Source organism: Amycolatopsis sp. WAC 01375 (assembly GCF_003947325.1).
GTDB lineage: Bacteria > Actinomycetota > Actinomycetes > Mycobacteriales > Pseudonocardiaceae > Amycolatopsis.
Map to the genome: position 1 here is coordinate 68357 of NZ_QHHW01000053.1, position 12419 is coordinate 80775.

Annotated in this window: 12 protein-coding genes; 6 read left to right on the top strand and 6 right to left on the bottom strand. The window is 69.2% G+C overall.

Annotation, left to right across the window (positions count from 1 at the left end):
* Nucleotides 1-4: 4 nt before the first annotated feature.
* Both DL991_RS34785 and sigC read right to left on the bottom strand, forming a co-directional pair.
* On the bottom strand, nt 5-2251 hold the full coding sequence (locus tag DL991_RS34785) for a xanthine dehydrogenase family protein molybdopterin-binding subunit (RefSeq protein WP_125788600.1): 2247 nt from the start codon (nt 2249-2251) through the stop codon (nt 5-7).
* Nucleotides 2252-2430: 179 nt separating this feature from the next.
* The gene (gene sigC / locus DL991_RS34790; RefSeq protein WP_125788601.1) at nt 2431-3000 is read right to left on the bottom strand and encodes an RNA polymerase sigma factor SigC; all 570 of its coding nucleotides are present in this window, start codon (nt 2998-3000) and stop codon (nt 2431-2433) included.
* A gap of 58 nt (nt 3001-3058) precedes the next feature.
* On the opposite strand from sigC, the gene DL991_RS34795 reads away from it, so the two are divergent.
* From DL991_RS34795 to DL991_RS34805, 3 genes are all read left to right on the top strand, one after another.
* Complete coding sequence (locus DL991_RS34795; protein WP_125788602.1) at nt 3059-3787, top strand: zf-HC2 domain-containing protein; 729 nt, start codon at nt 3059-3061, stop codon at nt 3785-3787.
* Between the two features lie 208 nt (nt 3788-3995).
* Nucleotides 3996-5198, top strand: a complete 1203-nt coding sequence (locus tag DL991_RS34800; RefSeq protein WP_125788603.1) for an ROK family protein — start codon at nt 3996-3998, stop codon at nt 5196-5198.
* Between the two features lie 53 nt (nt 5199-5251).
* On the top strand, nt 5252-5605 hold the full coding sequence (locus DL991_RS34805) for a nuclear transport factor 2 family protein (protein WP_125788604.1): 354 nt from the start codon (nt 5252-5254) through the stop codon (nt 5603-5605).
* On the opposite strand, the gene DL991_RS34810 is transcribed toward DL991_RS34805, so the two are convergent.
* A complete protein-coding gene (locus DL991_RS34810) occupies nt 5602-6108 on the bottom strand; it encodes a PaaI family thioesterase (RefSeq protein ID WP_125788605.1) in 507 nt (168 codons plus the stop codon). The genes DL991_RS34805 and DL991_RS34810 overlap by 4 nt on opposite strands.
* Nucleotides 6109-6179: 71 nt before the next feature.
* On the opposite strand from DL991_RS34810, the gene DL991_RS34815 reads away from it, so the two are divergent.
* Genes DL991_RS34815 through DL991_RS34825 form a run of 3 tightly spaced genes read left to right on the top strand, consistent with a single transcriptional unit; the run spans nt 6180 to nt 9879 of the window.
* Complete coding sequence (locus DL991_RS34815) at nt 6180-6743, top strand: TetR/AcrR family transcriptional regulator (RefSeq protein WP_233599176.1); 564 nt, start codon at nt 6180-6182, stop codon at nt 6741-6743.
* A 44-nt stretch (nt 6744-6787) separates the two neighbouring features.
* Nucleotides 6788-7522, top strand: a complete 735-nt coding sequence (locus DL991_RS34820) for an HAD family phosphatase (RefSeq protein WP_125788607.1) — start codon at nt 6788-6790, stop codon at nt 7520-7522.
* On the top strand, nt 7519-9879 hold the full coding sequence (locus DL991_RS34825) for a glycoside hydrolase family 65 protein (protein WP_199754188.1): 2361 nt from the start codon (nt 7519-7521) through the stop codon (nt 9877-9879). The genes DL991_RS34820 and DL991_RS34825 overlap by 4 nt, the downstream gene beginning before the upstream one ends.
* Nucleotides 9880-9973: 94 nt before the next feature.
* On the opposite strand, the gene DL991_RS34830 is transcribed toward DL991_RS34825, so the two are convergent.
* From DL991_RS34830 to DL991_RS34840, 3 genes are all read right to left on the bottom strand, one after another.
* Nucleotides 9974-10153: a hypothetical protein gene (locus tag DL991_RS34830; RefSeq protein ID WP_125788608.1), complete on the bottom strand. Its 180-nt coding sequence runs from the start codon at nt 10151-10153 to the stop codon at nt 9974-9976.
* A gap of 39 nt (nt 10154-10192) precedes the next feature.
* Entirely contained in the window at nt 10193-11149 is a 957-nt protein-coding gene (locus DL991_RS34835; RefSeq protein ID WP_125788609.1) for a Ppx/GppA phosphatase family protein, read from the bottom strand.
* Between the two features lie 202 nt (nt 11150-11351).
* Complete coding sequence (locus DL991_RS34840; RefSeq protein WP_125788610.1) at nt 11352-12392, bottom strand: LLM class F420-dependent oxidoreductase; 1041 nt, start codon at nt 12390-12392, stop codon at nt 11352-11354.
* Between the last annotated feature and the right edge of the window lie 27 nt (nt 12393-12419).

Consider the following 12419-nt stretch of genomic DNA (forward strand, 5'->3'; position numbering starts at 1 on the left):
AAAGTCAGCGGGGGAAGGGTTCGAAGTCGACCGGGAAGTCGATCGGGAAGCTGCGCGGTTTGATCCCGGTCGCCCGCGCGTAGGCGTTCCCGATCGCGCCGACCGGCGCGGGTACGCCGAGTTCCCCGGCGCCGCCGATCTCGCCCGTCTCCGGCATCACGTGGATCTTGACGTCCGTCGGCGAGTTCTTCTGCCGCGCGTAGTGGAACTGCGAGTAGCTGCCCTCCAGCGGCAGGCCCTTGTCGATGTGCAGACCCGCGGTCAGCGTGGTCGAGATGCCGTCGGTCAGGCCGCCGAGCATCTGCGCCTCGATGCCGCGCGGATTGATCGGCTTGCCGACGTCGACCGCGATGGTCGCCTTGGTGACGCGCGGTTTCTTCGGGTCACGGGCGTCCATCTCGACGAGGCAGGCGGTGTACGACTTGTACTCGCCGTGCACGGCGACACCCTGCGCGAACCCCTTGGGCATCTTCTTGCCCCACTCGCCGAGTTCGGCGACCTTGTCCAGCACCGCGCGCTGCCGGTCGTTCTTGATGAACTCGCGCCGGAACTCGACCGGGTCCTTGCCGAGTTTCGCGGCGATCTCGTCGACCATGATCTCTTCCGCGCCGCGCGTGCTCGCGGAGTACACCGACCGCCAGGCACCGGTGTGGAAGTCCACCGGGACCTCGTTGAGCAGCTGCGTGGTGACGCCGAAGTTGTACGGCGACTTCACCGTCAACAGGAACACCGTCTGCGCGAAGCTCAGGTTCCCGCCGACCGGCAGTTCCGCGGCGAAAGCGGTCAAAACCTCGCCGAGTCCGTGGCTCCAGTCGGTTTCCACGCTGGCGACACGGTGCTCGAAGGTCAGCACCTGTCCGAGCGCGAAGGTGGCGCGGATCTTGTGGTGGCTCGCGGCCCGCGCGCGGCCGTGACGCATGTCGTCGATACGGCTCCACATCAGCCGCACCGGCCGCTTCATCGCCTTCGAGATCCGCGCGGCTTCGATCGCGCCGTCGGAGAACAGGCGGCGGCCGAACGATCCGCCCGCCTGCTGGACATGCACGGTGACCTTGTTCTCCGGCAGTCCGAGTTCCTGCGCGATGTTCTGCTTCGCGAGGATCGGGACCTTCATCCCGGACCAGATGGTCGCGCTGTCCTCGCGGACGTCGGCGACCGCGGAGTTGGTCTCCAGCGGCGCGTGGCTGGCGAAGGCGAAGTCGAATTCGCCGTCGACGTACTGGGTCAGCAGCGGCGGCACGACGAACGGCAGCGCCGCGGCTTGCAGCTTCTTCTTGATCGTCGCGTTGTTCTCGCCGTCGACGGTGCCGGCGTTCCAGGTGACGTCGAGGGCGTTCTTGCCGTCGAGTGCCTGGCCGAAGGTCTCCGCCAGCACCGCGACCCCGGTCTTGATCACGGCGATGTCGATGATGCCGGGCATCGCGCGCACGGCGGCCTCGTTGTTGACCTTCTCGACCGTGCCGTTGATCGTCGGCGGGCGGCGGACCATCGCCGGGTTCGCACCGGGGATGTCCAGGTCGAGCGTGTACTTCAGCTGCCCGGTGACCATCGCGCGCGCGTCCTTGCGCGATTGCGGCGTGCCGACGAGCCGGTGCGCGGACTCCGCCTTCGGGGTCGCCGTGAGCTTCCCCAGATCGGCACGGGCGGCGGGCTTGGACAGCGCGCCGTAGTCCGCGCGGCGGCCGTCGGGCGCGATCACCGCACCATCCCTTGTGGACAGACGATCGGCCTTGGCCCCCCACTGCCGAGCCGCCGTCGCCACCAGCCGGGCGCGGGCGGCGGCCGCCGCGGTCCGCACCGGGGTGTAGAGCGAGCGCATCGTGTTGGAACCGCCGGTCAGCTGGTTGAACAGCAGTTCGGAGCGGGCGTCGGAGAGCACGACGTCGACGCGGTCGAGCGGCAGGTCCATCTCCTCGGCGACCAGCATCGCGTTGGCCGTGGTGATGCCCTGGCCGACCTCGGTCCGGGGCAGTTCCAGCCGGACGCTGCCGTCTTCGCGGACTTCGAGGACGAGCAGGTTGGCGGTGGGGGCGTTCGAAAGGATGAGGACGTCGCCGAGGTCGAGGATCTCGGCAGGACCGGGCGGAGTCGGGATGACGGCTTCGGCCTCTTCGGGCGCGAAGCCGTCGATGCCGATCTTCGTGGCGATCGTGAGCGTGGGCGCCGCGACGAGGAAGCTCAGGAACCGGCGGCGGCCGAGACCGCCGGGGTCCTGAGTCTCGCCTGGGGTTCCAGTGGTGGGACTGGCCATCGGGAAGATCCCTTCGAGAGCGCGCGGAGAAGGCGGGGACCCTCGCGCGGCCTGGGGTCGGATGGCGACACGCTAGGCATCGGCATTCGGCCTAGTCAACGCGGAGTAGTCGAGTCAGCCCATCTGTGTGACGCGGTGACAGCGAAGTGCCCCAAATGTGTGGCGCGCCACAGCGAGCACTAGATGGAGTCGCGCTCCCGGCCCGCTTCGAGCAGGTCTTCGCGGGCACGCGCGATACGCGAGCGCACGGTGCCGACCGGGCAACCGCAGATCTCGGCCGCCTCGGCGTACGAGAGGCCCAGCACCTGGGTGAGGACGAGGACCTCGCGCCGCTCCGGGTCGAGCCCGTCGAGCAGCATCCGCAGCTCCACGAGGTCTTCGAACCCCGCGACACCCTCCGCCTGACGAGCGCCGCGACGCTCGGCGGTGGCTTCCCAGTCGACATCGGCGAGCTTCGGACGCGCCGATGCCGCCCGGATGCGGTCGACGACCACCCGGCGCGCGATCGACAGGAGCCAGGTCCGCGAAGAGGACCGGCCGGCGAACCGGCGCAGGCTGCCGAACGCGCGCAGGTACGTCTCCTGGGTGAGATCGTCGGCGGCGCTGACGTCGGCGAGGTGCGCCACGAAGCGCCAGACGTCCGCCTGGGTGGCCCGCACCCAGTCCTCGAGAGCCCGCCGGTCACCGCGGGCCGCGGCGAGGGCGAGCGCGGTCACCCGCTCGTCGTCGTGGTTGCGCGGCCCGGCCATACGAGAAACGTAGCAGCGTCCCGGGAACCCGGGCAGGCCCGCGCCCGACAAGTGAGACGTGAAGTGCGAGACCTGCCGCGAGGCCCTGTCGGCCCGGCTCGACGGCGAAACCGAACCCGCCCCGCCCGAGGTGGTCGATCGGCATGTGACGGGCTGCGCCGCCTGCCGGTCGTGGCTCTCGCGCGCCGAGCGGCTGCACCGCACGATGCTGCTGCGGCCCGCTCCGCCGGTCCCGGACCTCACCGCCGTCATCCTCGAGCGCACCCCCGCCCCGCCGAGGGAGGGCTGGCCCGCCAGGATCGCGCTCGGCATGGTCGCGATCGCGCAGCTCGGTCTCGCCTTCGCCCAGCTGCTGGGCGTCGACGACCACGGTGCGGGACACGGCACGGAATCCCTGGTCGGGCACCTTTCCCACGAAAGCAGCGCGTGGAACCTGGCCGTCGGTGTCGGACTCGGCTGGGCGGCCGTTCGCACGAAGGCGGCGGCCGGGCAACTACCGGCGCTGACCGGTTTCGTCGCGCTCCTCCTGGCGTTGTCGGCGGGCGACCTCGTCACCGGACAGGTCACCGCCGGACGCGTGCTCACCCATGGCCTGGTCGTCGCCGGGCTGCTTTTGCTCTACGTGGTGAACCGCCAGCACCGTCTGCGCAACCGGCCCAGTCCGGCGACGACGGCCGACGGTTCGGGTTCCCACCTCGCGGAAACGGACCACGAGACCGGCGAAATCCCCGAGCGGCCCCGTCAGCACAGGGGATTCCGGCGTCCCGCGAGCCGCCACGTGGCGTGAACCTTCTGGTCTAGACCATTACCGGTCACTGGGAGCGCATGCCCGGATACCGGGTGAATCACCGGGTTTTCGCGCGCGGCGTGCGCGATTCGCGGCGCCGGCACGTTTATCGTCACCGGGAACCACCGAATGTAAACCTTCTTGCCCATTTCGGGCCGGACCCGGATAACTTTGGTGGAACACCTTGGTTCGACAGGAGGCGAAGCTCGTGGTTGGCGCAGAAAATCCGCCCGTCGGCACCCCCGCCGGGATGCGGAAGATCAATCAGCGCGCCGTACTGGACCTCCTGCGCCGCAGCGGCCCGGCGACGCGACCCCAAGTCGCCAAGGACACCGGTCTTTCGAAACCCACGGTGAGCCAAGCGTTACTGGCGCTCGAAGCGGCCGGTCTCGCCAGGGCGACCGGGCACACCTCGACCGGCACCGGCCGGTCCGCCGTCCTCTACGAAGCGGATCCCACGGCCGGGTACGTGCTGGGGGTCGACATCGGACGCGAACATCTCCGGGTCGCCGTCTCGGATCTCGGCCACACCGTGGTCGCCCGCCGTGACGAGCGGAACACGTCTCGTTCGGGCACCGCGCTCGTCAGCGCGGTGGGCGCCCTCGCGGCGGCGACGGTGCGCGAAGCGGGGCTCAGCCAGACCGACATCGTCGTGCGGGTCCTCGGCTCACCCGGCGTCGCGGATCCGGCGAAGCGCTGCTTCCGGCACGCGCCGAACCTGCCCGGCTGGGGCAAGGCCGGTCTGCTCGACGAACTAGAAGCCGCCCTCGGCCCGGACCTCATGGTCGAGAACGACGCGAACCTCACCGCCGTCGGCGAATGGGAACGCGGTGCCGCGCGCGGGGCGTCGGTGTTCGGCTGCATCACCATCGGCACCGGTGTCGGTATGGGCGTGATGGTCGACGGCCAGGTCTTCCGCGGCGCGACGGGCGCGGCCGGCGAAATCGGATACCTGCCGTACGGGCAGTCGGACGCGCCGGGCGAAGGCGAGGACGCCCCGCCGGTCCGCGGCCACCTCGAAGAGGCGACGGCGGCACAGTCCGTCGTCCGCGGCGCACGCGAACTCGGCCTCGGCACGGCGAAATCGGCCCGCGAGGTCTTCCGGCTCGCCCGCGACGGCGACGAACTCGCCCTGCGCGCCGTCGAGGCGGAGGCGGACAGGCTCGCGTACACCGTGGCGTCGGTGGCGGCGGTGATCGACCCCGAACTGATCGTGCTCGGCGGCGGGATCGGCACCGCGGCCGATTTGCTGCTCGACCCGATCGACCGCGCGCTGCGCTCGTTCACTCCCCTGGTGCCCGCGGTGGTCCAGGGCGAACTGGGCGACGACGGGGTGCTGACCGGCGCGATCAGCGTCGGGTTGCGCGCCGCCGAAGGCCTGGTCTTCGAACGCAAGGTCGGCGCGGCCTAGGCCTTACCTCAGCGGTAATCGACGGCGGCGGACCCGCGCGGAACGATGTCCGCATGACCACAGCCAAGAAGATCGTCCTCGACTGTTTCGAGAACCTGTTCGTACGCAAGGACTTCGCCGCGGCGGGCGCGAACGTGCACGCGGATTTCGTCACGCACAGCCCGGGTTTCCCCTCCGGCCGTGACGCTTTCGTCGAAGCGATGCGGAATTCACCGATGGCCGGCGCCGACGTCTCCGTGAAACGCGTGATCGCCGACGAGGATCACGTCGTCGTGCACCTGCACGTGGTCCCGCCGGGCGAGGAGCTCGGCACGGCCGTCGTCGACATCGTGCGTGTGGAGGACGGGCTCATCGTGGAGCACTGGGACGTCAAGCAGCCGGTTCCGCCCGCCGCCGAAATGTTCTAGGGCTTGATGATCAGGCAGGTGCTCGACGCGGTCGCGAGCACCTTGCCCTGCCCGTCGCGGATGTCGCCCTCGGCGAACGCGACGCGCGAACCGGCCTTCACGACCCAGCCGTGCGCGCGGATCTCCCCCACCGAACCGGAAATGGCACGCAGGTAGTTCACCTTCAGCTCCACAGAGGTGTACCCGACGCCGGCGGGCAGGGTCGAGTGCACCGCGCACGCCACCGCCGAATCCAGCAGGGTCGCCGCGACGCCGCCGTGCACGGTCCCGATCGGGTTGTACAGCGACTCGTCCGGTGTCGCGGCGAGGACGACGTCGCCTTCGGCCACGCTAACCCAGCGCATGCCGAAATGCGCCGAGATCGGCGGTGGCGGGATCCGGCCCTCGGCGATACCGGTCAGGTAGTCGAGCCCGGACAGCTCCCGGCCGAGCCGAGCGGTGGGCAGCGGATCCTTCCAGGTCACGGTCTTCTGCCTGGTCTGCCCGGTGACGTCGATGGTCATCCTGCCTCCTAAGACGATCGTCCTAGGCTTTCCTAAGACGGTCGTCCTAGTCAAGGGCTATGCTGAGCGACGTGTCCGACACCACCACCCGCGAGCGGATGATCTCGACCGCGATGACGCTCTTCCGCCGCGAGGGCTACCAGGCGACCTCGTGGCGGCGGCTGGTCGAGCAGGCCGGGACCCCGTGGGGGTCGGCGTACCACCATTTCCCCGGCGGCAAGGAACAACTCGCGGTCGCCGCGATCGAACTCGGCACAGCCGTCGTGGCGAAGACGGTCCGCCGCGCCTTCGAGCGCAACGAGACCGTCGAGGACGCCGTGAGCTGGTGGTACCGCAAGGCGGGCGAGGCATTGGCCGCCGACGACTACCGCGGCGGCTGCCCGCTCGCCACGATCACGCTGGAGATGGCCCACGCCTCGCCCGCGATCACCAAGGCGTGCCAGGACGCGTTCGCCGCCTGGCACGTGCTGCTGGTCGAATTGCTCGGCGGACGTGGTGTGAAGGACTCCGAAGACGTCGCCACGGCCATCATGAACAACCTCGAAGGAGCCCTTCTGGTCAGCCGGGTCCGCCGGTCCCCCGAACCGCTGGACCGGGCCGCGCGGCACGTCGCGCTCGTGGTCCGCGCCGCCTGAAAGAGCCGAGCGGGCACCGGCGAGCGCGGGTAGCGTTCGGAGGCATGATCGGTCTGCCCGACTCCATCACGGCCTGCCTCTTCGACCTCGACGGCGTGCTGACCGGCACCGCGGCCCAGCATCGCGAAGCATGGAAACGCACGTTCGACGAATTCCTGCGCGCTCGCGACGGTGACGCGTTCTCCCCGTTCACCGACGCCGACTACGCGGCCTACGTCGACGGAATGCCGAGGGCCGACGGCGTCCGCACCTTCCTCACTTCGCGCGGTATCGAGCTGCCCGAGGGAAGCCCGGACGACGGCATCGGCGCCGCCACCGTCAACGGCGTCGGGAACCGCAAGAACCAGCTGGTACTGAAGATCATCGACGAAGAGGGGGTCACTCCGTATCCCGGTTCCGTCCGATACCTCGAAGCGGCGAAGGCGGCCGGCTTGCGCATCGGCGTCGTCACCTCGTCGGCCAATGGCGCGAAGGTGCTCGACGCCGCCGACCTGACCAGGTTCGCCGAAGCGCGGATCGACGGGATCGTGATCACCGAAAGGAATCTGCGCGGCAAGCCCGCCCCCGATTCGTTCCTCGCCGGTGCCGAGGCGTTCGGTGTCGCCCCGGAGAACGCGGCCGTCTTCGAGGACGCCCTCGCGGGCGTGCAGGCGGGCAAGGAAGGCGGTTTCGGCTACGTGGTCGGGGTGAACCGCGCGCATCAGGCGGGCGAACTGCTCGCGCACGGTGCCGACGTCGTGGTGGACGACCTCGCCGAACTCCTGGAGGACCGCAAGTGACCGAATCGCTTTTCCGCGGTTACGAGGTCTCGCCATGGGAGCTTCGCTGGCACGGGATGGACGTCGACGCGTTGCAGCGCACCGAATCGGCGTTCGCGGTGTCCAATGGGCACATCGGCCTGCGCGGGACGCTGGAGGAGGCCGAGCCGCGTGGCCTGCCGGGCACCTACCTGAACGGTTTCTACGAGCAGCACGATCTTCCCTACGCGGAGACCGGCTACGGCTACCCCGAAGAGGGGCAGACCGTCGTCAACGTGACCGATGGCAAGATCATCCGGCTGCTGGTCGAGGACGAACCACTCGACATGCGGTACGGACAGGCGACGGAGCACGACCGCGTGCTCGACTTCCGGAAGGGCACCCTCGCGCGCCACACCGTCTGGTCGTCACCGACCGGCCGCCGGGTCAGGGTGAAGACCGAACGCCTGGTCTCCTTCACCCAGCGTGCCGTCGCCGCGATCCGGTACGAGGTCGAACCGCTCGACGACGAGCTCCAGCTGGTGGCGCAGTCGGATCTGCTGGCGAACGAACCGATCGAGTCCGACACTCGTGACCCGCGGGTCGCGGCGGCGCTGGAGTCGCCGCTGGTCTCGGAATACCACCACGCGGACGCGTACCACGCGGTGCTGGTGCATCAGACCCGGAAGTCCGGGTTGCGGATGGCCGCCGCGATGGACCACAAGATCGACGTCTCCGACGGCGTGCGCACGCATATCGAGGCCGAAGAGGATTTGGCACGGCTCACCATCGCCGTCGACGTGCCCAAGGGCGGACGGCTGCGGATCACCAAGTACCTCGCCTACGGCTGGTCCGCGCAACGTTCGGTGCCGGCCGTGCGAGCCCAGGTCGAGGCCGCGCTGGCCGGGGCCCGGCAGACCGGCTGGAAGGGCCTGCTCGCCGAGCAGAAGGAATTCCTCGACGACTTCTGGGAAACCTCGGACATCGAAATCGAGGGCGACCCGGAACTGCAGCAGGCCGTACGGTTCGCGCTCTTCCACCTCCTGCAGGCCGGGGCCCGTGGCGAGACGAGGGCCTTGGCGGGCAAGGGTTTGACCGGCCCGGGCTACGATGGCCACGCGTTCTGGGACACCGAGACCTTCGTGCTGCCCGTGCTCACCTACAGCATGCCGGACGCCGCCCGCGACGCACTGCGCTGGCGTCACTCCACTTTGGACAAAGCCCGGGAAAGGGCCGCACAGCTGGGTTTGCGCGGCGCGGCGTTCCCTTGGCGGTCCATCAACGGCGCGGAATGTTCGGCGTACTGGCCGGCGGGTACCGCGGCGTTCCACGTCAGCGCGGACATCTCCGACGCCGTCGTGCGGTATCTCAACGCCACCGGCGACGACGAGTTCATGCGGACCTGCGGGGCGGAACTGCTCCTCGAAACCGCACGGATGTGGGCGTCACTGGGGCATTTCGACCGGCAGGGCCGGTTCCGGATCGACGGTGTCACCGGACCGGACGAGTACTCCGCGGTGGCGGACAACAACGTCTACACGAACCTGATGGCCCGCCGGAACCTGTTCTACGCCGCCGAAATCGTCGGCCAGCACGACGACGTTGCGCGGCGGTTCGACGTCAGCGAGGAGGAAGTCGCCTCGTGGCGCAAGGCTGCCGAGGCGATGCTGGTGCCCTACGACGGGGACCTCGGCGTCCATCCGCAGTCCGAAGGGTTCCTCGAGCACGACGAGTGGGATTTCGAGAGCACGGACCTGGACTTCTACCCGCTCCTGCTGAACTTCCCGTATTTCGACCTGTACCGCAAGCAAGTCGTCAAACAGGCGGATCTGGTACTCGCGCTGCACCTGTGCGGGGATTCCTTCACCCCGGAGCAAAAGGCGCGCGACTTCGCCTACTACGAGGCTCGAACGGTGCGGGATTCCTCGCTGTCGGCGGGAACGCAGGCCGTGGTGGCCGCCGAGGTCGGGCATCTGGAACTGGCGTACGACTACCTCGCCGAAGCGGCGCTCACGGACCTGCACGACGTGCACAACAACGTCCGCAACGGTCTGCACCTGGCCTCGCTGGCGGGCGCGTGGCAGGGCACCGTCGCCGGGTTCGGCGGGCTGCGCGATCACGGCGGACGGCTGACCTTCGCGCCGCGGCTACCGCCGCAACTCCGGCGGATCGCGTTCCGGCTGACCTTCCGCGGCACCCGGTTCCAGGTCGAAATCGACGGCGAGGGCGCGACGTATCACGTGATCACCGGGGAGCCGCTGGAACTGGCGCACCACGGCGAGACGTTCACGGTGACCGCCGTGCCGGTGCGGCTGCCGATCCCGGTGGTCGATCCGGGTCCGACGCCGATGCAGCCCGCGGGCCGCGCTCCGGTACGGAGGCGACCGAAGGACGGGTGACCGGGCCGCTCAGTCCGGCCACGGTTGCAATGAAGGGGCCTTTCATAGCAAATTTTGCAATGAAAGGCCCCTTCATCGCACGCGCGGCACCAAGTCAGTCCGGGGGTTCGATCGGCACTTCGCCACTGCCCGGCACGCCGTCGACGTCCTTCGTGCCGTGCGGGCCGACGTCACGGTTGGGCGCGCTCGGCACGTCGGTCTTCGGCTGGATCCCGCGGAGGTCGTCGAGGTCTTCTTCGTCGTCCTGCCCGAAGTTCTTCTTGCTTTCCCTCATGTGTCCGGGGTACCCGCTCGCGGCCGGAAACGCCAGTTTTCAGGCGGCTTTCGCCGGTTTGCCCTCCAGCGTGACGAGCCCGTCGAGCATGCCGAGCAGCAGTCCGTCCCTGGTGGACCACGGGCAGATGGCGACCTGGCCACCGGAAAGCGTCAGCAGCGCCTCGGCGACGATCGCGCCCGCGAGTGCCTGATGCGAGCGTTGCCGCGAGATGCCCGGCAGTTCGGCGCGGCGTTTCGCGGGCAGCTTCGCCAGCCTCGGGATCCACGCGCGAAGGTCCTCGAGGTGCAGTTCCCTGGCACGGGACGGCCGGTCGCCGGCGAGCCGGGCGAGCTGCCGCAGCACCTTGGAGCAGCCGACAGCGCGATGGTCGCGGATCTGCGGCAGAACGTCCTGCATCGCGTCGCGGACCTCGTCGAGCACGTGCTCCCGCATCGCCCGCACGACCTTGGGCGACGGGCATTCGGTGGCGAACCAGTCCCGCGTCAGCGAACGCGCGCCGAGGGGCAGCGAGTGCGCGAACTCGGCTTCTTCGGCGCTTCCCGCGGCGAGTTCGACGGTCCCGCCGCCGATGTCGAGCACCAGCAGACCGCCGGCCGAAGCCCCGTACCACCGGCGCGCGCCGACGTATGCCAGCTCGGCCTCGCGGCGGCCGGTGAGGAACCGCAGCTCGACCCCGGTGGCCTTCGCGACGTCGCGGACGACCTGCTTCACGTTGGCCGCGTCGCGGATCGAAGAAGTGGCCAGCGGGAACACGTCCCCGACGCTGTGCTTGGCGGCCATGGTCATCCCCGCCTCGACCGCGGACGAGACGGCGTCGATACCGCGCCGGGTCAGGCTCCCGCCGTCGTCGAGTTCCCTGTCGAGCCGCAGTCGCGTCTGGTGGCTCAGCACGGGATCGAGCGGCGAGCCACCCTTGGCCAGAACCACCAGCCGTGCACTGAACGACCCGACGTCCAGGACCGCGGCGGACGGTTCCCCGATCTGCTTGCGCACGCGAGGCACCTCACCTTCATCGCGAACGTATTCCCCCGAGGTCTCGCTTCCACTCCTGATAATGGCGGATTTTCCCGCCGTTCAGGCGTGGTTTACGTTCTCTTTCCACCGGAAGGACGCTTTTTGACCACGAAGAAGATACACCGGCGCAGGTCAAGTATACCGTATCGATACAGGTGAGAGGTTCACCTCCCCCGCGTGCCTAGCCGATGAGTTCGCGCAGCTTCGAAACCTGCGCCACACGGGCTTCGCGGCCGGGCAGCAGCGGGTTGACGACCAGGGTGGTCGCGCCGGCCTCACGGAAGGCGGCCAGCCGCTCCTTGACGTAACCCTCCGGCCCGATCAGCGAGATCGCCTTGATCAGCTCCTTCGGCACCGCCGCGGCGGCTTCGTCCTTCTTGCCGTCCAGGTACAGGTCCTGGATGAGCTTCGCTTCGGCCTCGTAGCCGTACCGCTGAGCGAGACTGTTGTAGAAGTTCTTGCCGCGCGCGCCCATCCCGCCGATGTAGAGCGCCAGCATGCCGCGCAGGTGGTCCAGCATCCCGTCGACGTCGTCGCCGATCGCCAGCGCGGTGCCGACGAAGGTGTCCAGCTCGCCCAGCGACGGGTCGCGCTTCGCCTTGCCCTCGGCCAAAGACGCTCCCCAGACGTCGGCCGCCTTCTCCGGGTGGAAGAAGATCGGCTCCCAGCCCTCGGCGAGTTCGGCCGTGAGCGCGACGTTCTTCGGGCCGATCGAGGCCAGCAGGATCGGGATCCGCTCGCGCACCGGGTGGTTGATCAGCTTCAGCGGTTTGCCGAGGCCCGTGCCCTGCTCGGGTGGCAGCGGGATCGAGTAGTGCGTGCCGGAGTGCACCACCTTCTCCCGCCGCCACACCTGACGGCAGATGTCGATGATCTCGCGCGTGCGACCGAGCGGCGCGTCGTACTTCACGCCGTGGAAACCTTCGATGACCTGCGGACCGGACGCGCCGATGCCGAGGGTGAACCGGCCGTCGGAGACGAAGTCGAGCCCGGCGGCGGTCATCGCGGTCAGCGTCGGCGTCCGCGTGTAGATCTGGAAGATGCCGGACGCGATCTGGACCCGCTCGGTCTTCGCCGCGACGTAGCCGAGCTGGCTGACCGCGTCGAACGAATAGGCCTCGGGGACGAAGACGATGTCCAGTCCGGCCTTCTCCAGCTCGACGATGTCCGCCACGCTGTCGGCGAAACCACCGGCGTAGCTGATCGCGGTCCCGATCCTCATCGACATCTCCTCACAAGTTACTGAGCG